A 22,795-nucleotide genomic window follows, 5' to 3' on the forward strand; every position below is an offset into this window, starting at 1 on the left:
GGAGCCAAGGAGAACCATGGGCAAGGTGCTGACCCGTCTGACACTGCCCGGCGTGCTGGGCCAGGTCCGGCACGTCACGCCGGTGCCGCCGCGCGCCGCCGAGGCGGCGGTCGCCCGGGTGTACGCGCAGGCGGCGCGCGACTTCGGCATGCTCGCCCCGCCGATCCTGCTGCACTCGCCGGCCGCCGGGCCGCTCGCCGCGTCCTGGACGATGCTGCGCGAGTCGCTGCTGGCCGCCGGGACGGTGCCGCGCGTGGTCAAGGAGACGGTGGCCGCCGGGGTCTCGGCGGCCAACGCCTGCCCGTACTGCGTGGACGTCCACCAGGCCACCGGCGACGCGCTGGCCCGGTCGGCGGGCCCGGCCGGCGACCCGCCGGCGCCCGCGGACGGGATCGCCGGGTGGGCCCGGCGCTCGGGGACCGCCGCCCCGGCCGGCCCGCCGGCACCGGCCGGCCAGGCCCGCGAGCTGATCGCGGTGGCGGTCACCTTCCACTACCTCAACCGGATGGTCGGCGTCTTCCTCGGCGAGTCGCCGCTGCCGCCGGGACTGCCCGTCCGGGCGCGCCGGCGCCTGCTGCGGCTCTTCGGCACCATGATGCGGCCGGCGGCCCGCCGCGCCGCGGTGCCCGGGGAGTCGCTGACCCTGCTGCCCGCCGCCGCGCTGCCCGCCGACCTGGCCTTCGCGCACGGCGACCCGAACCTGGCCGGCGCCTTCGCCCGGGCGGCGGCGGCCATCGACCGGGCCGGCCGGCGGTCGGTGCCCGGCCCGGTCCGCGAGCTGGTCGCCGACCGGCTGGCCGGCTGGGACGGCGAGCCGCCGGGCCTCGGCCGCGGCTGGGCCGCGGACGCCGCCGCCGGCCTCGCCCCCGAGCATCGTCCGGCCGGCCGGCTGGCGCTGCTCACCGCCATGGCCGCCTATCAGGTGGACGACCGGGTGATCGGGGAGTACCGCGCGGGCACGCCCGGCGACCCGGCCTTGGTCGAGCTGACCTCCTGGGCGAGCATGGCCGCCGCCCGCCGGGTCGCCGCCGGATTCCGCCCCGCCGTCCCGGCCGGTGCCCGGCCCCGGGACGCGCGCGGCCGGTTCGTCGCGCTCGGCGGCCGGCACGCCGGACAGGACCGGTGGTGAGCCCGGCACGCCCCGGCGCCGCCGCGAATCCGGCCCGCCCGGGACCGCCGGTGAGTCCGGCCCGCCCGACCCGCACAGACCTGCCCATCCAGTTGAGAGGACGGATCGCGTGAGCGAGCTCGATGAGGTGCTCCAGGCCCTGACCGACGAGGGCGAGGAACTCGACGCCCTGGTGGCCGGGCTGGACGCGTCGCAGTGGCGCACCCCCACCCCCGCCCCCGGTTGGACGATCTTCGACCAGATCGCCCACCTCACGTTCATCTTCCGGCTGGCCCGGACCGCGGCGTCCGACGCCCAGGCGTTCCAGGCCATGATCGCCGGGGCCGAGCACGACTTCAACGGCGCGGTCAACGCCGCGCTCGGCCTGTACGCCGGGGATACCCCCGAGCAGCTGCTCGGCAAGTGGCGCGCCGAGCGCGCCGGAGTCGTCGAGGCGCTGGCCGCGGTACCGGCCGGGCAGGTCGTGCCGTGGCTGGTCAACCCGCTGCCGCCCATCGTCCTGGCCTGCGCCGGCATCATGGAGCAGTTCGCGCACGGGCAGGACGTCATGGACGCCCTCGGCGCGCGCCGCGAGTTCACCGACCGGCTCAAGCACCTGGTGGTGTTCGCCGTGCTGACCCGGGACTTCGGCTACCTGTCCCGCGGCCTCACCCCGCCGGCGACCGAGTTCCGCTTCGAGCTCACCGCGCCCTCCGGAGAGCTGTGGGCCTACGGGCCGGCGGACTCGCCGCAGAAGGTCACCGGCCCGGCGGCCGACTTCTGCCTGCTGGTCACCCGGCGGCGGCACCGCGACGACCTGGCCGTGGTGGCCACCGGCGACGAGGCCGACCACTGGCTGGACATCGCCCAGTGCTACCGCGGCCCGGCCGGCGCCGGCCGCACCCCCGGCCAGTTCACCCCCGCCGCTGTGTAAATCTGCCGGGCTCCGCCCGGCGGCGAGGGGCGCCTTGAGGCGGCGGGGTTCGTTCGTCGCTCGGGATCGTTCCTCACCCTCCCTCCTCCTCACTCCACCGCCGCGCCCCTCGCACGGCAGCCGGCCTGCCGGGCTTCGCCCGATGATCACTCGTAACGGCCTCACCGGCGTGCCGGTGGGGCCGTTCGGCATGCGCGGAGGGCGTGGGGCGGCGGGTGGCAGGAAGCGGCGGCGCGGGGGCAACTTGCTGCCGCCGCCACCGCTTACCCCCGCCCCCGGCCGGGCCGCACAGTTGTGGTGCGGGAACCGGTCCCGCCGAGCAGTGCGGAAAGGTGGCGGACAGATGACGATCGCGACGGTCGCGGGCAGCACGGCGCCGGGTCTTCGGCCGCTCCGGGACACCGAGGCGGCGGCGGGACCGGCGGGCGGGCCGCCGGCCGGGACGGCGGCGACCGCCGTCCGCCGGGTGACGGTCATCGGCACCGGCGTCATCGGCACCTCGGTCGCGCTGGGCCTGCGCCGGGCCGGGGTGGACGTCGCGCTGGCCGACCGGGACGCCGCCTCGCTGGCGCAGGCCGAGCTGATGGGCGCGGGCACCGTGCTGGGGCCGGAGACGCCACCCGCCGACGTGGTGGTCATCGCCACCCCGCCGTCCACCGTGCCGGCCGTGCTGCGGGACGCGCAGCGGCGAGGGCTGGGCGCCGCCTACACCGACGTGGCCAGCACCAAGGCCGGGATCGTCGCCGCGGCCCGGCGGGCCGGCTGCGACCTGGCGACGTACGTGCCGGGGCACCCGATGGCCGGCCGGGAGATCTCCGGGCCGGCCGCCGGGCGCGCCGGGCTGTTCGAGGGACGCCCGTGGGCGCTGTGCCCGGCCGGTGCCTCGCCGGCGGCCGTCGCGCTGGTCACCGGGCTGGTGCTGCTGTGCGGGGGAGTGCCGCGGGCGGTGGCCGCCGCCGAGCACGACCGGATGGTGGCGGCGGTGTCGCACGCGCCGCACGTGGTCGCCGCCGCGCTGGCGGCCAGGTTCGCCGAGGACGGCGCGGACGCGCTGGTGCTGGCCGGGCAGGGCCTGCGGGACACCACCCGGATCGCGGCCGGCCCGCCCGAGCTGTGGTCCGACATCCTCCGGCAGAACGCCGGGCCGGTCGCCGCGGTGCTGGAGGCGGTGGCGGCCGACCTGGCCGCCGCGGCGGCCGCCCTGCGCGCCGCCGAGGCCCGGACCCCGGGCCCGCGGCCGGCGGCGGAGGCCGGCCGGACCGGCGCGTCCGCGCCCGGGGCCGGGCACCCGGCCGCCGTCCTGGCCGGTCTGCTGTCGCGGGGGAACCTGGGTCGCGCCCGGATCGCCACGCCCGCCGATCCGGACACCGCCCCCGTCCCGGCCGCCCCGGCCCAGGCCTGGGTGGGCCGGCGGGCCGCCTGACCCGCGCCCGCCATATCCCGTCGGGTGAAATCCGAGCGGAGCGGCGCGGGAGAGCATTTTGGAAGAAGTGCCGGCGGTGCCGGAACGGGAGAATGCTGGGGAGAGCATCAGCGGAAAGTCACCGCCCGGCGTCGCCGGCGGGAAGGAGATCACCGGCCGGCATGACAGGTGGAAAGCATGGCGAGATTTCGGAGGTTTGCCCGCATTGCGTGGTATGTCGACGAAGTCATGTCCGGGCGACCGCGCGGAAGTCGGTGGCGGTGTGTCGTACTAAAGAATGCTTTGCCGGGTTTCTGGCGATGGCGGCCCGGCGTTCCGCCGCCCCGTCCCGTCACCAGATACGGGACGCGCCGGAGCTCCGGTCCGCGCCGGCGTCGAATTCGTTCCTGGCGATCCTCGGTCGCTCCGCTCGCCGAAATCTCCCGCACGCCGGCGATTCCGCCGGTCCGGCGGCCGGGACGGGGAGGCGGGTGCCGCTTCCGGAGGTCGATGGCGGGTTCCTCCCGAATCGCTGACTCCGGACTTGCCACCCGTATATCGAGCAGATCCACCGTAAATCGCACCATATCCCTTAATGGCGGCCATTCGCTGCTTCACGGCCGACGAAGAGAGGAATAGGAACGTGACCGACGCAGTGCAGCCGAAGGCTGGACGACGCGAGTGGGTGGGCCTGGCCGTACTCGCGTTACCGGCCATCCTCGTATCCCTGGACATCTTCGTGGTGCTGCTGGCGCTGCCCGAGCTGAGCGCCCGCCTCGGCGCCGGCAGCAACCAGCAGCTGTGGATCGTGGACATCTACGGATTCATGGTCGCCGGCTTCCTGGTGACCATGGGCAACCTCGGCGACCGGATCGGCCGCCGCAAGCTGCTGCTGATCGGCGCGGCGGCGTTCGGCCTGGCCTCGATCGTCGCGGCGTACTCCACCAGCGCCATCAGCCTCATCATCGCCCGCGCCGTGCTCGGCATCGCCGGCGCCACGCTGGGCCCCTCCACGCTCTCCCTGATCAGCAACATGTTCCGCGACGACAAGCAGCGGGCGAGCGCCATCGGCATCTGGGCCGGCTCCTTCTCGCTGGGCGCGATCATCGGCCCGATCGTCGGCGGCGTCATGCTGGAGCACTTCTGGTGGGGTTCGGTCTTCCTGCTCGGCGTGCCGCCGATGGTGCTGCTGCTGGTGGCCGGCCCGATGCTGCTGCCGGAGTACCGCAACGAGCAGGCCGGCCGCATCGACCTGACCAGCGTGCTCCTGTCCCTGGTGGCGGTGCTGCCGTTCATCTACGGCGTCAAGGAGATCGCCAAGCAGGGCTTCGCGCCGGTCCCGGTCGTCGCCCTGGTGGTCGGCCTGGCCATGGCGGTGATCTTCCTGCGCCGCCAGCGCGCGCTGGCCGACCCGCTGCTCGACCTGCGGTTGTTCACCAACAAGATCTTCAACACCGAGCTGACCAGCATGCTGTTCTACAGCGCGCTCACCGGCACCACCATGCTGTTCGTCGCGCAGTACTTCCAGTCGGTGGCCGGCATGACCCCGCTGCAGGCGGGACTCGGCCTGCTGCCCGGCCTGGTGCTAGGCATCGTCAGCGTCACCGTCGGCCCGCAGCTCGCCGGGAAGATCCGCCCCGGACGCCTCATCGCCGGCGGCCTGCTGATCGTGGTGGCCGGGCTGGTGGTGCTCACCCAGGCCGACTCCGCGGCCGGCATGATCATCGGGTACGCGATCTGGTGCCTGGGCGGCGGCCCGCTGCTCACCCTCGGCACCGGCCTGGTCGTCGGCTCGGTCCCGCCGGAGAAGGCCGGGTCGGCGTCCTCGCTCAGCCAGATCGCCAACGAGTTCGGGTACGCCATCGGCATCGCGACCATCGGCACGATCGGCGCCCTGGTGTACCGCACGCAGATCGCCGACGCCATCCCGGCGAGCGTGCCGGCCGCCGCGGCCGACGCGGCCCGGGAGAGCGTCGCCGGCGCCACCGCGGCGGCCGGCGGCCTGCCCGGCCAGGTGGCCGAGACGCTGCTCGCCCCGGCCCGCGAGGCGTTCTCCACCGGCCTGCACATCGTCGCGGCCATCAGCGCCCTGATCGTCCTCGGCGTGGCCGTGCTCAACGCGGTCGTGCTGCGCGAGCTGCCCGCCTTCGGGCAGCCGCCGGCCGGCGGTGGCGAGGCCCCGGCGGGCGGCGCCGCGGCCGGCGAGGCGAGCGATCCGGCCGCGGGCCCCGCCGCGGACCCGGCCGCCGGTCCCGCCGCCGCGGACCGCGAGGAGGTCACCGTCGCCGCCCGCGAGGCGTGACACCCCGCGCCGGCCGCCGCTGGCCGGCCGGCGCGCCCACGACCCGGACCCCGCCGCCGCCGGAACTGTCACCGGCGGCCCGGCGACCGGTCCGCGCTATGAGATAACCGAGAAGACGACGGAAGGAGAGCCTCATGGCTCAGTTCGGCATTCTGCTCTACGCGCCCGCCCCCGCCGACTGGTCGGACGCCCCCCAGGAGGAGCTGGAGGCGCACGGCGCCTACGCCGCGAAGGTCGAGGAGCTCGGTGCCACCATCGTGGCCGGGTACGCCTTCCAGCCCAGCACCACCGCCAAGGCCGTCACCAAGGACGCCGTCACCGACGGCGCGTTCATCGACGACAAGCAGGTGCTCGGCGGCTTCACCGTCATCGAGGCCCGCGACCTCGACCACGCCGTGGAGATCGCCAAGCTCAGCCCGGGCACCTGGCGGGGCGGCATCGAGGTGCGCCCACTGTTCGGCTGACCGCCGGACCCTGGTACACCCGTCGCCGCGGCGAGCCACCCGCTCGCCGCGGCGACGTCGTTCTCTCCGAGCCGGCCCGGCCGCCGGGGCGGCTCAGCGGAGCAGGACCGCGCTGAACTTGATGCCCCGATCGCTCGCCATGAACAGCGCCTTTCCGGTGAAGCGGAAGAGGCTGCCGGCCGGCGCGTAGATGAGATCGCGGCCGTAGGCCGGGCCCATCGGGCCGCCCTTCCCGTCGGCCAGCTTCAGCCGGTAGGCCTGGGGCGGCGCCTCGTAGGTCCCGGTGCGCATGACGATCACCGTGTCGCGGTCGACGGCGGCCGGCACCGCCGTGGTCTCCGGGCCCAGGCCGGCGGTCCATTTCGGCCGCCCGCTGCGCAGGTCGAAGGCCACCACCTGGTTGGTGGAGCGCAGCTGGTTGACCCGCTGCTCGGCGGTGACCGTGACCAGGGTGTCCGCGCCGACCATCGTCCGGTACCGCGCCCGGCGGATGCCGAAGCCGAGCGGGCTCATGTCCAGCTCGCCCCAGGACCCACGCTGGGGGATGGTCGCGGCGACCTGGCCGGAGTCGTCCAGCACCAGGTAGCGCCCGTTCCTGGCGGCGCCACCCCGGCTCGCCAGCACCGGCGGGTCCGCCGAGACCAGCGAGCGGCCGACCGTCAGGGTGTCCCCGAGCGTCTCGGCCGGCAGGTCGGCGCGCCACCGCCGGTCGCCGGTCGCCGGATCCACCGAGATGACCGCCGCCGGGTCGCGCCGGTCGCAGCCGGCCAGCAGCACGGCGCCGGTCCGCCCGGCCAGCACGTCCTCGACGACGCAGGTCGAGTCGCCGGCCCTGGTGGGGATCTTCTTCATCTCCCAGCGGATCCGGCCGCCGGCCACGTCCAGCCCGACCGCGCTCCAGTAGTACCCGACCACCACGGTGTCACCGGCGATGGCCAGTGACATGCCCTGGTTCGGCGAGCTGCCGATCCGGCGCAGGGTCCGGTAGTTGTCGGTCCCGGTCAGATCGGCGTCCCAGCGGACCTTGCCGGTGGCCAGGTCGACCAGCACGACGTTGGTGCACCACACGCTCTTCAGCCCGGTGGCCACCGTGTTGGTCTGCACCTTGCCGTAGGCCATGGCGATCGTGCCGGACACCGCCTCCCGGCTCACCCCGCAGAACATGGCGCCCTCGGGCGGCCGCAGCCCCCAGGCCTCCTTGCCGGCCGCGTCCCGCGCGCTGATCACGTCGTTGTCGGCGCGGACGAACAGCTCGCCGGCCACCCAGGATCCGAACCCCTCGGCGCCGTTGACCAGCCGCGGCCGCCCGGCGGACTTCACCGCCCAGCCCACCTGCCCGGCCAGCTCCGCGGTCCCGTCACCCCCGCCGCCGTCACCGGCGACCGCGCCCCCCGGCTCGGTCTCCCAGGGGCGGATCACCAGGACCGCCGCCACCGCCACCAGTACGGCCAGCGCGGCCACCCCGGCGATGATCCACGGCCCGCGCCGCCGGCCCCCGCCCGCGGGCGGCGGGCCGGCCGGCGGCCACCCGCCGCCGGACGTCCCGTACGGTGATCCGCCCGGCGGCGGGCCGTACCCCGGCTGCGGTCCAGGGCCCGGCCCCGCAGGCCCGTAGCCCGGCGCGCCGGGCCCCGGCCCGTACGGCCCCTGCTGGTACGGCCCTTGCTGGTTCGGAGCCTGCTGGTTCGGGGCGTACTGGTAGGGACCCGTCGGGTTCGGGGCCTGCTGGTGCTGCCCCTGCTGGTGCGGTCCTTGCTGGTACGGGGCCTGCTGGTTCGGGGCGGGTTGATAGGGCCCCTGCTGATACCCGCCCGGCCCCTGGGCCGGCCAGGGGGCGGGCGCGTCCTGCGGCGGCGGGTACGGTCCGCCGGGCCCCGCGTCGCCCGGCGGCGGATACGGCCCGGACCCGGGCCGGCCCCCCGGCTGCCCGCTCTGCCCGTACTGTCCGCCCTGCCGGTACTGCCCCTCGGGGCCGTACTGTCCGTACTGTTCTGCCGGGCCGTACTGCGGCCCCGGCTGCCCGGGCGCCCCCGGCGGCCCCGGTGGCGGGCCACCGGGCCCGCCACCGGGGCCCCCCGTTGCCGGAGCCGGCCGATGTGTCTCCCCGTATGTCACGGAGAGCAGGATATTGACCGCTTCACCGAGCTGTCTGGCCGAATAGCACAGTATTTCCGGCAAAGCCGCGTACCGAGCGCCCGGTCAGCGTCCGGGGTCCGGCGCGTTGAGCGCGGGCTCGGCCGGCGTGGTGCCCGGGCCCGGCGGGATGGGCGCCAGCGGCGGCAGCGGGCGGCGGCGCGAGGTGGCGAACCGGCGCATGATCGGCCGTTCCACCAGGTGGAACAGCAGCGCCGCCACGCCCAGCGATGCCAGGAACACCAGCGCCAGCACCCCGAGCGCGACCGGCGTGGACGCGCCGCGACCGCCGAGCAGCACCGACCCGGTGAACACCAGTATCAGCAGGTGGCACATGTAGAAGGCGAAGGAGGTCTCGCCCAGCCAGACCATCACCCGGCCGCCGGTCCAGGCGCGGACACCGGCGGCCTCGCCCGCCGCCGCGGCCGCGATGATCAGGCCGAGCGGCAGCAGCGTGACCGCGACCTGCGGGTAGGTGAGCGGGAAGAGCGGTGCCACCACGTAGGCGAAGACGGTCAGCGCGGTCGCGCCGCCGAGGCCGAGCGGGACGCGCCGGCCGGTGGCGACGATCCTGGCCAGGAGGAGGCCGAACACGAACTCCAGCAGCCGCACCGGCGGGAACTTGGAGGTGAACCAGAAAGCGACCGGCCCGGACTGGGACAGCGGCTGCCACGGCCCGTCCGGTAGCAGCGTGGCCACCAGCGGGACGGCGAACACCGCGGCCAGCACGACGCCGGCCGCCGCCCAGAGCCGCTCGGGGCGGATGCGGTCGATGTACCGCATGAGCAGCGGGAACAGCAGGTAGAACAGCGCCTCGCAGGACAGCGACCACGACACCGAGTTGTAGCTCGCCCAGACCTCCTGCTGCGGCCAGAACGACTGCACCAGGAAGGCGTTGAGCACGCCGGTCGTCCCGTCCAGCGGCAGCCCGAGCAGGCCGCCGAACAGCACCGCGGCGGCGATCAGGGTGAGCAGGTGGTTGGGCCAGATCTTGAAGACCCGGCGGCGCCAGAACCGCGCCGCGGTGTCGCCCGGCCGCCGGGACCAGGCCAGCACGAAGCCGCTCAGCACGAAGAAGAAGCTGACCGAGGTCCAGTTGCCCTGCCAGAACACCATGGCGTGCGGGCCGGGCGCCGGCGTCATCTGCCAGCTGCGGTCGGCGAACAGCATGGTGCACAACCCGTGGAACATGAATACGCAGACCGCCGCGAGGAACCGCATTCCGGTCAGCGAGTCCAGCCGGGTGATGTGCGGACGGACGGTGGGAGGGGGCGGGGAATCCACCATTTCGGGTGCCTTTCCACGTTCGGGCTCGCGAAGGCTCGAGCGAGCGGCCGCCCGAACGGCGTCGCCACGATCGGGCGGTCGCCACCCACCGAGCCGGTAGCCACCAGCGTGGCGGCGCGCGGCCGATCGCACATATTCCGTATTGCGGACTTTCCTCGCCTTCCCTGCCGGGGTGCGGGCCGCGCGGCACCCCGCAATCCAGGAGATGCGCGGCGCCCGGGGCGGCGAAACGATGTGGCCGTGTGGGCCGACGCCGCCCACCCGCGCCACCCCAAGGAGATGACAGTGCCTCAGCCGGACAGATGGGACCTGGTCTACAAGCGCGACGATCTGACCGCGAGCGAGGTCCGCGCCGCCTCCTGCCCCGACCTGCGGCCCGGCGAGGTCCGCCTGGCCGTGGAGAAGTTCGGGCTCACCGCCAACAACGCCACCTACGCCCGGTTCGGCGCGTCCGACATCCCCTTCTGGGACGCCTTCCCCGGTCCCGAGGGGTACGGCCGGGTCCCGGTGTGGGGTCACGCGCGGGTGGAGGAGTCGCGCCACCCGGAGATCGCGCCCGGCGAGCGCTACTTCGGCTATCTGCCGATGTCCACCCACCACGTGGTGGCCCCGCAGCCCACCCCGCGCGGCTTCGCCGACGGCACCCCGCAGCGGCACTTCCTGCACCCGTGGTACTGGCACTTCGAGCGCGCCGAGGAGCCCGACGCGCTGGACGACCGCCGCACGCTCATCCACCCCGTCTACCCCGCCGCCTACAACCTGGCCGACATGCTCGCCGGGCAGGCCGCGGCCGGCGCCCGCGCGCTGGTGGTCACCAGCGCGTCCAGCAAGGTGGCGATCGGGCTGGTCGAGGAGATCACCGCCCGCGGCCTGGGCCTGGAGACGGCCGCCGTCACCTCGGCGCGCAACGCGGCGTTCACCGCCGGGCTCGGCCTGTACGACACGGTCACCACCTACGACGAGCTGGACACCCTGAACCTCGCCGGGCCGGCGGTCTTCGTGGACTGCACCGGCGACGCCGGCGTCCGGCTCGCGGTCGCCGGACGCTTCGCCGGCGAGCTGCGCACCACCACGCTCATCGGCTTCACCCACCCCGAGGCCATGGTGCCGCCGCCGCCCGGGCTGCCCGGCCCGGCCGCCGAGGTGTTCTTCACCCCGGCGGTGGAGTGGCAGACCGCCGAGCAGGAGGGCCCCGAGGCCTACTACGGCCGCTACGCCAAGTCCGAGGAGCGCTTCCTGAACAGCACCACCTCGTGGCTCACCGTCCGCGAGGGGCGCGGGCCGGAGGCGATCACCGAGGCCTTCGCCGCCGTGCTCACCGGCACGCTGCCCCCGGACACCGGCCACGTGCTGCGCCCCTGATCACCTAGACCAGCACATGCCGGGCCGAGCCCGGGCAGGAGGAGAGCAAGCGTGACACTCGACACCCGCAACGCCGCGCCGGCCGCCCCGGCGCGACCGGCGCCCGGCTCCGGCCGGGCCCCGCGCTCCTGGTGGCGCCGCCCATGGATCGCGCCGCTGATGGCGCTCGTGGTGGCCTACCTCTTCTACCAGATCAGCCCGTACGTGCCGGAGAGCAAGGCGCCGACCCCGCCGCACGACGGCTTCCCGGCGTACTACCCGCTGCTGGTCGTGCACATGGTGGCCGGCACCCTGGCGATCATCTCGGCCTGCTTCCAGGTGTGGCCGTGGCTGCGCCGCCGGCACCCGGCCGTGCACCGGGCCAGCGGGCGCGTCTACGTGGCCGGCGCCCTGGTCGGCGGCACGGTCGGCCTGATCATCGTCCGGTTCGCGCCGACCGTCGGCCAGATCGGCGTCGCCGCGGCCACCTCGCTGTGGATCGCCTTCACCGTGATCGCCGTCGTCTACGCCCGCAAGGGCCGCTACGACCTGCACCGCCGGTTCATGCTGTACAGCTTCGCGATCATCATGAACAACATCTGGGGCGTGCTGATCGTCAACGTGCTCATGCGGATGCCGTTCGAGGTCTCCTTCCTGCACATGCTGGAGGCGGCCCGCTGGGTCGGCTGGGTGTTCAACCTGATGCTCGTGCAGTGGTGGCTGTACCACACCGAGGGGCGGACCGGCGTGCTGCGCGGATCGCGCACCCGGTAGCGCACCACGGTCCCGGCCCGGTGGCCGGCGGTCATCGGCCGCCCGCCGCCGGGTCAACGGCCGCGCCGCGAGGCGCGGCTTTCGTCATGTCCGGTGAAGAAACGCGGAAAACCGCCGCGAGGTGCCGCGTGGCCGGGTCGACGGCGGCCGGCGTGCCTCACCATGCTCGGGGCAGGCCCGCGCCGCCGGTGCGGGCGGCCGCGAGGCGGGGAGGTGGGCGGCGGTGACCGGCGCAGGGGAACGGACGGAGTCCGGCGGGTCGCCGGCGCGGGAGCCGGGACGGGTGCGGTGGCGCCGGTTCACCGTGGTGTTCGTGCCCGCCGCGGCCGCGGCCACCGGGTTGCTGACCGCCACGGTCACCGGTGCGATCGGCGCCTCGTTCGTGGTCGCCGGCCAGGAGATCAAGCAGGCCATCCGGGAGATCCGGGCCCGCGGCGTCGAGGAGTTCGGCGGCGTGGTGACGACCAAGGACGGCACCCGCATCCCGGTGTACATCATCGCCGGCCGGTACGTGGAGACCTACGACCTGTGCCAGAGCGTGCTGACCGCGACGCCGTTCGGCGATGTGACGATCCGGACGCTGGCCGGGCGGTACGACCATCCGGTGACCTCGGAGAACCAGGTCGCCAAGGTGATCAGCATCGACAGCCACCCCACCTACACCGGGCTGCAGGTCGGCCTGGACGCCAGCACGCTGGACGCCATTCCCGGCGTGGCCGGCCCGCCCGGCACGGTCGGCTCGCAGGCCGTCTCGGTGGTCAACCGCAACGTCCGGCAGGTGCTGCTCGCGCTCAGCGCCACCACCATCGACCTGCCCAACACCTCGCTGCGGGTGCTGAAGGGCGACCACGAGTGCTTCTGATCCGGGCGGCCCGGGCGCGGTGGCGGGCCTGGCGGCGCTCCCGGCCGTTCTGGGGCGGCCTGCTCACCCTGCTGGCCGGCGCGGAGCTGCTCAGCATCCCGTTCTCGCTGGACGCGCTGCCGCTGGTGCTGCACTCGGCGCAGGCCGGGCTGGCGTACCTGATCTCCATCATGATGATCATCACCGGCGTGCTCGTCTGGGGGCAGCCGGCCCAGCGGGTGTTCCTCGGCATGGTGGCGCTGCTGCTGTCGGTCGCCTCGGTGGTGTACGCCAACGTGGGCGGCTTCCTGCTCGGCCTGGTGCTCGGCCTGTTCGGCGGCGCGCTGACCGTCGCCTGGACGCCGGCCCCCGCCCCGGCGGCGGCCCCGGACGGCCCGGCCGGGCCCGAAGCCCCGGCGGGGCCCGGCACCCCCGCCGGCGCCGGCGCGCCGGACGGTGCCGCCGGGAGGGCCGCCGGGAGGGCCGCCGGGAGGGCCGCCGGGGATGCCGGCGACGGTGTCAGCTGTCGATGAGCAGGCAGTGCGCGGCCCGCGGACCCGGGCCGGTGCACGAGGCGCCGTAGTCCTCCAGCAGCGCCTCGGCCGCCACGGCGGCCCGCTCCCAGCGCTCGGCCGGGTCGGCGCCGCGCGCCATCATGTCCTCCAGAGCGAACATCATCTCGTGCTGGATCTGCGCGAAGTGGCCGAGCACCGCCGCCTGCGCCCCCGGCGCCCCGGTCGTCAGGTCCAGCTGCTCGGTGGCCACCCGGTGGTAGGGGTGCTCGTCGTACCAGCCCTCGCGCTCCAGCAGCGCGGCCGCCGCGCCGGTGACCGGCGCCGATCCGTACACCTTGTGCCACTCGGCGGCGTTGCGCGGGCTGTTGAGGTACTGCATGAAGGCCAGCGCGCCGTCCCGGGTGGCCTCGTCCAGGCCGTCGGCCAGCCACATCGCGTCGCCGCCGATCCAGTTGCCGGCGAAGGGGACGTCCCCGTTGTGCGGGGTCGGGGTGACCGCCACCTCGAACCCGTTCTCCCGGCCGGCCTTCACCATGTACGGCGACTCGAAGGAGGAGCTGAACCGGAAGACCACCCGCTGCTCGGCGAACGCCTGGGACGATCCCGCCCAGTCCTCCAGCTTGCCGGTGTGCAGGTAGTGGCCATCGCGGAACAGCCGGTACCACCACATGACGTACGCCATCATCTCCGGCGAGCGCAGGTCGATCTTCGTGGCCCGCCCGGTGCGTCCGTTGTCCTGGTCCACCAGCAGGGCGCCCTGGTGGGCCAGGGCCTGCTGGAAGAACTTGCCGTCGTTGGCCCAGCTGATCGCGTGCGGCGGGCCGCCGGGCAGCGCGGCCACCGCCGCGCACGCCCGCTCGATCTCCTGCCAGGTGCGCGGCACCTCGTCGATCCCGGCGGCGCGCAGCAGCGTGGTGTTGGTGTACATGTGCATCGTGGACAGCGTCACCGGCAGCGCGGCGAACGTGCCGTCGATGGTGTAGAAGTGCCGGCCGGCGGCCACGATGTCGTCCAGCACCACCGGGTGGCCGAGGATCTCGGCGCGCCCGCCGATCGCCTTCTCCACCGAGGTGTACAGCGGCCGGCCGTCCGCGGTGAGCGTGTCGCGGGCAAGCTGGCTGGCGCCGCTGTAGTACGACGCCATCGTCGGCGGCCGGCCGGCCAGCGTCGCCTTGGAGATCTCCTCGGCCAGGTTCTGGAAGTAGTGGCTGCCGACGTTGATCTTGTACTCGGGGTGCAGCCGCTCGAACTCCTCGGCCCGCCGCTGGATGGGCGCCAGGAAGTTCGGGAACGTGTAGCCGGAGAACAAGGCGTCGATGACGATGCGGTCGGAGCGGCTCGGCTCGGTCACGTCCTGATCCTTTCGTCGAGAGCGGGGCCGGCCCCGGGACGTCGCGCGGGGGCGGTCGCGGACCGACCCGCCCGGGGCGCGCTCGCGCGCCGGGCTCGCCAGACGCGGGGAACCTGTCCTGTCCGCCATGGTGGGCGCCCGGCGGTGTCCCCGCATCTTCGCCCGTGCGCTGCCGGGGCCTGGCCCGGCGGAGGGGAGATCGGGGGAGACCGGGGGAGAGCACGGGTGAAGATGCGGCCGGGCGGGGGCGGCGGCAAAGGTGGTGTGAGCCGGGCCGACCGGCCCGGGGCGGCGCGCGCCGGCGCCGCCGGCCGCCTTTGGAGGAACGACATGACGGAAGTGCAGGGTCGCGGCCATTCCAACGGCTCGGGCACCGCCGAGGTCGCCGGCCGGGCCGCCACCGCCTTCGGTCCCTCGACGATCACCCGGGACGACCCCCGGTACGACAGCATGCTGCGCGGCACCAACCACCGGCACGTCGGCAGCCCGGACTACATCCGGGTGGTCACCACCACCGCGCAGGTCGTCGACGCGGTGAACGAGGCGGTCGCCGCCGGCCGGCCGATCGCGGTGCGCAGCGGCGGGCACGGCCTGGAGAACTTCGTCGCCGACCCGCGGGTCAAGGTGCTGCTCGACATGTCGGAGATGACGGCCGTCTACTACGACGAGCGGCGGCACGCCTTCGCGATCGAGCCGGGCGCCACCCTCGGCCACGTCTACCGGGTGCTGTTCAAGGGATGGGGCGTGACCCTGCCCGGCGGCATGTGCCCCGAGGTCGGCGCGGGCGGCCACTTCGCCGGCGGCGGCTACGGCCCGCTGTCGCGCAGCCACGGCGCCGTCGTCGACTACCTGTACGCGGTCGAGGTGGTGTGCGTCGGCGCGGACGGCACCGCCCAGGCGATCATCGCCACCCGGGAGCCGGGCGACCCGCACCACGACCTGTGGTGGGCGCACACCGGCGGCGGCGGCGGCAACTTCGGGGTGGTCACCCGCTACTGGATGCGCGCCCCCGGCACGCCCGCGGCCGACCCGGCGGCCCTGCTGCCCAAGGCGCCCGCCGCGACCCGCAGCGGGATGGCCATCTGGTCCTGGGACGGCATGCCGGAGGAGGGGTTCACCACCCTGCTGCGCAACTTCGGCACCTGGTGCGAGAACAACAGCGCGGCCGGCACCCCGCAGGCCCGGCTGTTCCCCTACTTCCACGGCACCCACCGGTCCACCCCGCCCGGACTGATGGTCGGCGCGCTGGTCGACGAGGGCACCCCGGACGCCGAGGCGCTGATGGACGCCTTCCTGGACGAGGTCTCGGCGGGGGTGCCGGCCGCGCCACAGGCGCGCTTCCACGAGGTGCAGCCCTGGCTGTACGCCGCGTCCTACCCCGGCTACGGCGACCCGGGCAACCCGGGGGTGCGCCGGTTCAAGCTCAAGGCCGCGTACATGCGCAAGGGGTACACCGACCGGCAGATCGCCGCCATCCACCGGCACCTCACCGGCGAGGTGTACAACCCGACCCAGCTGCTGCTGGTCGGCTACGGCGGCCAGGTGAACACCGTCCCGTCCGATGCCACCGCCACCGCGCAGCGCGACTCCATCCTCAAGGCCGCCTACCTCGGCGCCTGGGGCTCGCCCGCCGACGACGACACCAACATCGGGCTCATCCGCGAGCTGTACCGCGACGTGTACGCCGACAGCGGCGGGGTGCCCGGCCCGGACGAGCGCTCCGACGGCGCCTACATCAACTACCCCGACGCCGACCTGGCCGACCCGGAGCTGAACACCTCCGGCGTCCCCTGGCACACCCTCTACTACAAGGACAACTACCCGCGCCTGCAGCGGGTGAAGAAGCGGTACGACCCGCGCGACACCTTCCGCCACGCGCTGTCGGTCCGGCTGCCGGACTGACCGCGCGGCCGCGCGGGCCGGCCCCGGCGGCGGACGAGCGACCCTCCCCAGCGGCGAGACCGCCCCCGGCCCGGCGCCGGGGGCGGGCGCCCCACGCCCAGTTCCACGTACGAGACCTCGGAGACATCCATGGAGAATCGCTGCCCCGTCGCCCTCGACATCACCGGAACCGACATCCACGCCGAAGCCGAGCGGCTGCGCAGGCTCGGCCCGGCGACGCAGGTGGAGCTGCCCGGCGGCGTCACCGCCTGGTTCGTCACCAGCAACAACGTGCTGCGCCGGCTGCTGACCGACCCGCGGGTCACCAAGAGCGCCCGCGCGCACTGGCCCGCGTTCACCAGCGGCGAGATCCGCCCGGACTGGGAGCTGATCAGCTGGGTGGCGATGGACAACATCTCCACCTCCTGGGGCAACGACCACAAGCGGCTGCGCCGGCTGGTCGGCAAGGCGTTCACCCCACGCCGGATCGAGGCCATCCGGCCGCGCATCGTCGAGCTGACCAACGAGATCCTCGACGACCTGGCGGCGACCACCGGGCCCGGCGAGGTCGTCGACCTGCGCTCGCGGTTCGCCTACCCGCTGCCGGCCCGGCTGGTGGCCGACATCATCGGCATGGACCAGTCGGCGCTGGCCAAGACCGCGGTCGTCATCGAGATGATGGTGGACACCACCGTCAGCCCGGAGAAGGCCCACTCCATCCTCACCGGCTGGCGGGACGCGATGGCCGAGTTCATCGCGTCCAAGCGCGCCAACCCCGGCGAGGACATCACCAGCGACCTGATCGCGGCCCGCGACGACGAGGACGGCTCCAAGCTGACCGAGGGCGAGCTCACCGACACGATCTTCGCGATCCTCGGCGCCGGCTCGGAGACCACGATCAACTTCCTGAGCAACGCGGTGACCGAGCTGCTCAGCCACCCCGAGCAGCTGGAGATGGTCACCTCCGGCCGCCGCCCGTGGGACGACGTGCTGGAGGAGGTGCTGCGGGTGCAGGCGCCGCTGGCCAGCCTCCCGCTGCGCTTCGCCGCCGAGGACATCGACCTGGACGGGGTGCTGATCCGCAAGGGCGACCCCATCCTGGTGAACTACACCGCGGCCGGCCGCGACCCGGAGGTGCACGGCCAGAGCGCCTGCGAGTTCGACATCACCCGGGCCGACAAGGAGCACATCTCCTTCGGGTACGGCCCGCACTACTGCCTGGGCGCCGGCATCGCCCGGCTGGTCGGCTCGATCGGGCTGTCCACCCTGTTCGAGCGGTTCCCGGAGATCAACCTGGCGGTGCCGGTCGAGGAGCTGCAGCCGCTGCCCACCTTCATCATGAACGGCCACCGCAGCCTGCCGGTCCGGCTCACCGCCCGGGTGCCCGCCAACGCCTGACCCGCCGCCGGCCCGAGGTGGGCTCGGCAGCAGACCTGGAGAGACGGTATGAAGATCGGACTGGTGATCGGCGACTTCGCCTGGGAGGGCGGCACCGCCCGGATGGCGGACACGCTGGCCGGGATCGCGCGGACCGCCGACGACACCGGCTTCTCGCTGGTCGGGGTCGGTGACCACCTCTGGCAGGGGCCGCACGCGGGCGGCCCGGAGGCGCCGCAGCTGGAGTGCTTCACCACCCTGGCCGTCATCGCCGCGCACACCCGCCGCTGCCGGATCGCCCCGGTGGTGGCGGGCGTGCACTTCCGGCAGCCCGGCCTGCTGGCCAAGACGGTGTCCACCCTGGACGTGCTGTCCGGCGGGCGGGCGATGCTCGGCCTGGGCGTCGGCTGGTACGAGGACGAGGCGCGCGGCCTCGGCATCCCCTACCCCTCGCTGACCGAGCGGTTCGAGATGCTGGAGGAGACCGTGCGGATCTGCCACGCGCTGTGGCAGGGGGAGCGCGGCACCGAGCAGCCGTTCGCCGGGAAGCACTACCGGCTGGACCGCGCGCTGAGCGCCCCGGGCACCCTCGCCCGGCCGCACCCGCCGATCATGATCGGCGGCGGCGGGAAGAAGACGCTGCGGCTGGTCGCCCGGCACGCCGACGCCTGCAACCTCTACCCCGGGCCGGACCTGCCGGCCAAGCTCGACGTGCTGCGCGCGCACTGTGCGGCCGAGGGGCGCGACTACGACGCCATCGAGAAGACCTGCATCATGCCGTTCGACACCGGCCCGGACGGCGCCGGCGCCGCCGCGCTGGCCGAGCAGTTGCGCGGGCTGGCCGCGCAGGGCGTCGAGACGGCGATCGGCATCGTGTCCGGTCCCGACCCGGTCCGCCAGGTCGAGATCATCGGCACCAAGGTGATCCCCGCCGTCGCGGACGCCTGACACCCGGCAGCACCGGGCACGGCCGGCGGGAACGGCCGGCGCAATTCGTGCCCGGATATCGCGGCGACCGGAATTCCGCGGCCGTGATTCCGCGGCCGAAATCCGCGGCCCGGAGAATTCGGCTCCGGCGCGCCGGAGAAACGCGTGTTCAAGCGTGCCGTTCTCCGGCGGGCACCGGGAAGCACTCCAAAAGATGCAGGTCCGCACGGTGCGGTGCCACGATGCAAAAGGGGCGGATCACCGGATTCTCTGCCCGTTCCCTATCCATGTCCATGGAAGGAGCGCCCGGGAAATGTGCGGGATCGCAGGGTCGATGGCCCTCCACCAGGGCCCGGCCATCGACGAGCCGGCGCTGGCGCGGATGACCGACACGCTCGTCCACCGCGGCCCGGACGCCACCGGCGCCCACCTCGAAGACGGCGTCGCACTCGGCTTCCGCCGGCTGAGCATCATCGACCTGCACGGCGGGGACCAGCCGATGTTCAGCGAGGACGGCGCCGTCGTCATGGTCTGCAACGGCGAGATCTTCAACCATCGCGAGCTGCGCGCCGAGCTCGTCGCCAAGGGGCACCGGTTCCGCACCTCCTGCGACGTGGAGGTGCTGGTGCACCTGTACGAGGAGGAGGGCACCGCGCTGCTGAACCGGCTGAACGGCCAGTTCGCCTTCGCGATCTACGACCGGCGGGAGCGGCAGCTGTTCCTGGCCCGCGACCACGTCGGCATCCTGCCCCTGCACTACGCCGTCACCCGCGACCACTTCGTGTTCGGCTCGGAGGGCAAGACCGTGCTGGAGCACCCCGGGGTGCCCCGCGAGGTCGACCTCACCGGGCTGGACCAGGTGCTCACCTTCCCCGGCCTGGTCAGCCCGCGGACGATCTTCCGCGGGGTGAGCAGCGTCCGGGCCGGCCACTACCTGCTGGTCAAGGACGGGAACGTCTCCGAGACCCGGTACTGGGACCTGGACTTCCCGCTCGGCGACGTGCCCGCCCGGCCGGACGAGTACTACGTGGAGACGCTGCGCGAGCTGCTGGAGCAGTCGGTGCGGCGGCGGCTGCAGGCCGACGTCCCGGTGGGCTTCTACCTCAGCGGCGGGCTGGACTCCTCGCTGATCGCCGCGCTGGTCGGCCGCACCACCCCGCCGTCCCACTCGTTCTCCATCACCTTCCCCGACGCCGCCATCGACGAGTCCGGCTACCAGCGGATCATGGCCGACAAGGTCGGCTCCCGCCACCACGAGGCCGAGTTCACCGCCGCCGAGATCGAGGCGGAGTTGCAGCGGATGGTCTGGCACGCCGAGATGCCGGTCAAGGAGTCCTACAACACCTGCTCGATGGCGCTGTCCGCGCTGGCCCGGCGCAACGGCGTCAAGGTGATCCTCACCGGAGAGGGCTCCGACGAGCTGTTCGGCGGCTACGTCGGCTACCGGTTCGACCGGTTCGGCCGCGGCCCGGGCCGGGGCGGCAACGGGCTGGACGACGCGCTGGAGGACGAGGTGCGCCGGCAGCTGTGGGGCGACCCCGGGCTGTTCTACGAGCGCTCGTACCACGCCTGGCGCGAGTCCAAGATGGAGATCTTCGCCGACGGCGTGCGCGAGGGCTTCGCCGCGTTCGACTGCCTGCGCCACCCGCTGGTGGACAAGGAGCGGCTGGCCGGCCGCAACCGGCTCAACCAGCGCTCCTACCTGGACTTCAAGCTGCGCCTGTCGGACCACCTGCTGTCCGACCACGGCGACCGGATGGCCCTGGCCAACTCGGTGGAGGCGCGCTACCCGTTCCTCGACATCGACGTCATCGAGTTCGCCACCACGATCCCCCAGCACCTGAAGGTCAACGACCTGGGGGAGAAGTACGTGGTCAAGCAGGTCGCCCAGGGGCTGGTGCCGCCGGACATCATCAGCCGGGAGAAGTTCGGCTTCCGCGCGCAGGGCAGCCCGCACCTGCTCCGGCAGAACGTCGAGTGGATCAACGACATGCTGTCCCACGAGCGCGTCCGGCGCCAGGGCTTCTTCGACCCGGTGGTCGTCGACCACCTCAAGTCCCGGTACCTGCGGGACGACTTCGACGTCCACCCCCATCTGGGCGACGACCTGCTGCTCGTCGTCCTGACGTTCGGGATCCTCCTGGACACCTTCAAGCTGGCCGACCACGCATGAGCCGGGGAGCGGAGCGAGCGTCCCGGACGGAGAAGGAGGAGGCAGGATGGCCTTCGAAGCGATCCAGTCGCTGGTAGGGCGCGCGATCGGGCGGTTCCCCGACCGGGTGGCCGTCGAGACCCCGGCCGGCCGGCTCACCTACGCCGAGCTGGACGCCCGGGCCGGCGAGGTGGCGGGCGCGCTGCGCGCCGCCGGGGCCGGGGCGGGATCGCTCGTCCCGGTGCTGGCCGCCGACCGCCGGGAGATCGTCGCGGCGCTGCTCGGCGTGCTGCGGATCGGCGCCGTCTTCGTCCCGCTGGACATGAACGCGCCGGACGTCCGGCTGGAGCAGATGCTGGAGGACACCGCGCCGGGCTGGGCGGTCGTCGGCACCGGGGTGGCCGAGACCGCCGCCCGGGTGCTGGCCGCCGCCGCGCCCGCCGCGGTGCGCGTCGCGCTCGCCGAGACGGCTACCGCGACGGGCGCCGGCCGGCCGGCGTCCACCCGCGAGCCGGACCCCGACGACCCGGCCTACATCTTCTTCACCTCCGGCTCCACCGGCCGCCCCAAGGGCATCGTCGGCCGGCTGAGCGGCATCGACCACTTCGTCCGCTGGGAGACCGGGCTGCTCGGCGTCGAGCCGGGCTGGCGGGTCAGCCAGCTCACCTCGCCGGCGTTCGACGCCGTGCTGCGCGACGTCTTCGTCCCGCTCACCACCGGCGGGACGATCTGCGTGCCGCCCGCCGAGGCGCTGCTCGACCCGTCGGCGCTCACCCGGTGGCTGGACGCCGCCCGGGTCGACCTGGTGCACTGCGTGCCGTCGCTGCTGCGCGGCGTCATCCGCGAGGCCGCGGCCGGCGGGCACGAGTTCCCGGCGCTGCGCTGCGTCGCGATGTCGGGGGAGAAGCTGCCGCCCGCCGACGCCGGCCGGTTCCTCGACCACTTCGGCGACCGGGTACGGCTGCTCAACCTGTACGGGCCGACCGAGACGACGATGACCAAGACCTTCCACTTCGTCACCCGCGCCGACGTGGACCGGCCCTCGCTGCCCATCGGCCGGCCGCTGCCGGACACCGAGGTGCTGCTGCTCAACGGCCTCGGCGAGCCCGCGCCGCCCGGGAACGTCGGTGAGATCTTCCTGCGCACCCCCTACCGGTCGCTCGGCTACCACCGGCAGCCGGTGGCGACCGCGCGGGCGTTCGTCACCAACCCGCTGACCGGCGACCCGGCCGACATCGTCTACCGCACCGGCGACTACGGCCGGCTGCTGCCCGACGGCACCCTCGAGTTCCTCGGCCGCAAGGACCACCAGGTCAAGATCGGCGGGGTCCGGGTCGAGCTGGACGGGGTGGAGGCGGTGCTGCGCGAGCACCCGGCGGTCCGCGACGCCGCGGTGGTGGCCGCCGAGGAGGAGGGCGGCGTGCCCTACCTGTGCGCCTTCGTCGAGCTGGCCGACGGCGCCGACCCGCAGGTGCTGCGCGGGCACGTCCGCGAGCGGCTGCCGGAGAGCGCCATCCCGGCGATGTTCGTCCCGCTCGCCGAGCTGCCGCGCACCATCAGCGGCAAGATCGACCGGCGGGCGCTGCCCACCCCGGTGCTGCGGCGGGACGCCGACGACGAGCAGGAACGGGTCGGGCCGCGCACCCCCACCGAGCAGGCGGTCGCCCGGGTGTGGACGAGCATCCTGCCGGTGGACGAGGTGGACGTGCACGAGAGCGTCTTCGAGGTCGGCGGCAGCTCGCTGCTGGTCTTCGAGCTGCTGTCCCGGCTGGTCGGCGAGTTCGGGGTGGAGATCCCGCTGCAGGACTTCCTGGCCGGGCCGACCATCGCCGAGCTGGCCGAGCTGATCGAGAACGCGATCCTCGCCAAGGACGCCCCCCTGGACGACCTGTTCGTCTCCCTGAACGACATCAGCGACATCGAGGTCATCGAAGGCGCGGACGGCGCCGGCGGCGCCGGCCTGGCCGGCGCCGCCGGCGGCCCGGCGCGCGAGAGCGGGGTGTGAC

17 protein-coding genes are annotated in these 22,795 nt (G+C 74.1%); 14 read left to right on the forward strand and 3 right to left on the reverse strand.

From position 1 onward, the window contains the following. Nucleotides 1-16: 16 nt before the first annotated feature. From Sru01_RS05945 to Sru01_RS05965, 5 genes are all read left to right on the forward strand, one after another. On the forward strand, nucleotides 17-1,129 hold the full coding sequence (locus Sru01_RS05945; RefSeq protein ID WP_203982846.1) for a carboxymuconolactone decarboxylase family protein: 1,113 nt from the start codon (nucleotides 17-19) through the stop codon (nucleotides 1,127-1,129). Between the two features lie 109 nt (nucleotides 1,130-1,238). Further along, the gene (locus Sru01_RS05950; protein WP_203982847.1) at nucleotides 1,239-2,042 is read left to right on the forward strand and encodes a TIGR03084 family metal-binding protein; all 804 of its coding nucleotides are present in this window, start codon (nucleotides 1,239-1,241) and stop codon (nucleotides 2,040-2,042) included. Between the two features lie 343 nt (nucleotides 2,043-2,385). After that, a complete protein-coding gene (locus Sru01_RS05955) occupies nucleotides 2,386-3,465 on the forward strand; it encodes a prephenate dehydrogenase (RefSeq protein ID WP_203982848.1) in 1,080 nt (359 codons plus the stop codon). Between the two features lie 622 nt (nucleotides 3,466-4,087). Then, a complete protein-coding gene (locus Sru01_RS05960) occupies nucleotides 4,088-5,746 on the forward strand; it encodes an MFS transporter (protein WP_239136983.1) in 1,659 nt (552 codons plus the stop codon). 134 nt (nucleotides 5,747-5,880) lie between these two features. Continuing rightward, on the forward strand, nucleotides 5,881-6,210 hold the full coding sequence (locus tag Sru01_RS05965; protein WP_203982850.1) for a YciI family protein: 330 nt from the start codon (nucleotides 5,881-5,883) through the stop codon (nucleotides 6,208-6,210). 93 nt (nucleotides 6,211-6,303) lie between these two features. Here Sru01_RS05965 and Sru01_RS05970 read toward each other — a convergent pair whose 3' ends face one another. Both Sru01_RS05970 and Sru01_RS05975 read right to left on the reverse strand, forming a co-directional pair. Then, nucleotides 6,304-7,671: an outer membrane protein assembly factor BamB family protein gene (locus Sru01_RS05970; protein ID WP_203982851.1), complete on the reverse strand. Its 1,368-nt coding sequence runs from the start codon at nucleotides 7,669-7,671 to the stop codon at nucleotides 6,304-6,306. A 738-nt stretch (nucleotides 7,672-8,409) separates the two neighbouring features. Then, nucleotides 8,410-9,630, reverse strand: a complete 1,221-nt coding sequence (locus Sru01_RS05975) for an acyltransferase family protein (protein ID WP_203982852.1) — start codon at nucleotides 9,628-9,630, stop codon at nucleotides 8,410-8,412. Between the two features lie 279 nt (nucleotides 9,631-9,909). Between Sru01_RS05975 and Sru01_RS05980 the strand changes: the two genes are divergently transcribed. The 4 genes from Sru01_RS05980 to Sru01_RS05995 all read left to right on the forward strand — a co-directional run bounded on the left by Sru01_RS05980 (nucleotide 9,910) and on the right by Sru01_RS05995 (nucleotide 13,119). Further along, nucleotides 9,910-10,992 (forward strand): DUF2855 family protein, encoded by a 1,083-nt coding sequence (locus Sru01_RS05980; protein ID WP_203982853.1) that lies wholly within the window; start codon nucleotides 9,910-9,912, stop codon nucleotides 10,990-10,992. Between the two features lie 51 nt (nucleotides 10,993-11,043). Then, nucleotides 11,044-11,745, forward strand: coding sequence for a DUF2306 domain-containing protein (locus tag Sru01_RS05985; RefSeq protein WP_203982854.1), 702 nt, complete (start codon nucleotides 11,044-11,046; stop codon nucleotides 11,743-11,745). Nucleotides 11,746-11,968: 223 nt separating this feature from the next. Beyond that, on the forward strand, nucleotides 11,969-12,607 hold the full coding sequence (locus tag Sru01_RS05990) for a DUF6230 family protein (protein ID WP_203982855.1): 639 nt from the start codon (nucleotides 11,969-11,971) through the stop codon (nucleotides 12,605-12,607). Beyond that, nucleotides 12,598-13,119, forward strand: a complete 522-nt coding sequence (locus tag Sru01_RS05995) for a DUF6114 domain-containing protein (RefSeq protein WP_203982856.1) — start codon at nucleotides 12,598-12,600, stop codon at nucleotides 13,117-13,119. The genes Sru01_RS05990 and Sru01_RS05995 overlap by 10 nt, the downstream gene beginning before the upstream one ends. Here Sru01_RS05995 and Sru01_RS06000 read toward each other — a convergent pair. After that, on the reverse strand, nucleotides 13,106-14,452 hold the full coding sequence (locus Sru01_RS06000; RefSeq protein ID WP_203982857.1) for an extracellular solute-binding protein: 1,347 nt from the start codon (nucleotides 14,450-14,452) through the stop codon (nucleotides 13,106-13,108). The two genes, Sru01_RS05995 and Sru01_RS06000, sit on opposite strands and share 14 nt — an antisense overlap. A 330-nt stretch (nucleotides 14,453-14,782) precedes the next feature. Between Sru01_RS06000 and Sru01_RS06005 the strand changes: the two genes are divergently transcribed. The 5 genes from Sru01_RS06005 (at nucleotide 14,783) to Sru01_RS06025 (ending at nucleotide 22,794) form a co-directional block, all read left to right on the forward strand. Further along, nucleotides 14,783-16,354 carry an FAD-binding oxidoreductase gene (locus Sru01_RS06005; RefSeq protein ID WP_203982858.1) on the forward strand — a complete coding sequence of 524 codons (1,572 nt, stop codon included), beginning with the start codon at nucleotides 14,783-14,785 and terminating at the stop codon, nucleotides 16,352-16,354. 129 nt (nucleotides 16,355-16,483) lie between these two features. Beyond that, on the forward strand, nucleotides 16,484-17,731 hold the full coding sequence (locus tag Sru01_RS06010; RefSeq protein WP_203982859.1) for a cytochrome P450 family protein: 1,248 nt from the start codon (nucleotides 16,484-16,486) through the stop codon (nucleotides 17,729-17,731). 48 nt (nucleotides 17,732-17,779) lie between these two features. Further along, on the forward strand, nucleotides 17,780-18,658 hold the full coding sequence (locus tag Sru01_RS06015; protein ID WP_203982860.1) for an LLM class F420-dependent oxidoreductase: 879 nt from the start codon (nucleotides 17,780-17,782) through the stop codon (nucleotides 18,656-18,658). A 292-nt stretch (nucleotides 18,659-18,950) separates the two neighbouring features. Continuing rightward, nucleotides 18,951-20,810 (forward strand): asparagine synthase (glutamine-hydrolyzing), encoded by a 1,860-nt coding sequence (gene asnB, locus Sru01_RS06020; RefSeq protein WP_203982861.1) that lies wholly within the window; start codon nucleotides 18,951-18,953, stop codon nucleotides 20,808-20,810. Nucleotides 20,811-20,856: 46 nt separating this feature from the next. Then, on the forward strand, nucleotides 20,857-22,794 hold the full coding sequence (locus Sru01_RS06025) for a non-ribosomal peptide synthetase (RefSeq protein WP_203982862.1): 1,938 nt from the start codon (nucleotides 20,857-20,859) through the stop codon (nucleotides 22,792-22,794). The last annotated feature ends 1 nt before the right edge of the window (nucleotide 22,795 follow it).

The sequence above is a fragment of the Sphaerisporangium rufum genome (assembly GCF_016863395.1).
GTDB lineage: Bacteria > Actinomycetota > Actinomycetes > Streptosporangiales > Streptosporangiaceae > Sphaerisporangium > Sphaerisporangium rufum.

What these genes read in the sequence shown, in the direction of transcription:
- Sru01_RS05945 (WP_203982846.1), top strand. Translation starts at nt 17, where the DNA reads ATGGGCAAGGTGCTGACCCGTCTGACACTGCCCGGCGTGCTGGGCCAG.
- Sru01_RS05955 (WP_203982848.1), top strand. Translation starts at nt 2,386, where the DNA reads ATGACGATCGCGACGGTCGCGGGCAGCACGGCGCCGGGTCTTCGGCCG.
- Sru01_RS05965 (WP_203982850.1), top strand. Translation starts at nt 5,881, where the DNA reads ATGGCTCAGTTCGGCATTCTGCTCTACGCGCCCGCCCCCGCCGACTGG.
- Sru01_RS05975 (WP_203982852.1), bottom strand. Translation starts at nt 9,630, where the DNA reads ATGGTGGATTCCCCGCCCCCTCCCACCGTCCGTCCGCACATCACCCGG.
- Sru01_RS05980 (WP_203982853.1), top strand. Translation starts at nt 9,910, where the DNA reads ATGACAGTGCCTCAGCCGGACAGATGGGACCTGGTCTACAAGCGCGAC.
- Sru01_RS06005 (WP_203982858.1), top strand. Translation starts at nt 14,783, where the DNA reads ATGACGGAAGTGCAGGGTCGCGGCCATTCCAACGGCTCGGGCACCGCC.
- Sru01_RS06010 (WP_203982859.1), top strand. Translation starts at nt 16,484, where the DNA reads ATGGAGAATCGCTGCCCCGTCGCCCTCGACATCACCGGAACCGACATC.
- Sru01_RS06015 (WP_203982860.1), top strand. Translation starts at nt 17,780, where the DNA reads ATGAAGATCGGACTGGTGATCGGCGACTTCGCCTGGGAGGGCGGCACC.
- asnB (WP_203982861.1), top strand. Translation starts at nt 18,951, where the DNA reads ATGTGCGGGATCGCAGGGTCGATGGCCCTCCACCAGGGCCCGGCCATC.
- Sru01_RS06025 (WP_203982862.1), top strand. Translation starts at nt 20,857, where the DNA reads ATGGCCTTCGAAGCGATCCAGTCGCTGGTAGGGCGCGCGATCGGGCGG.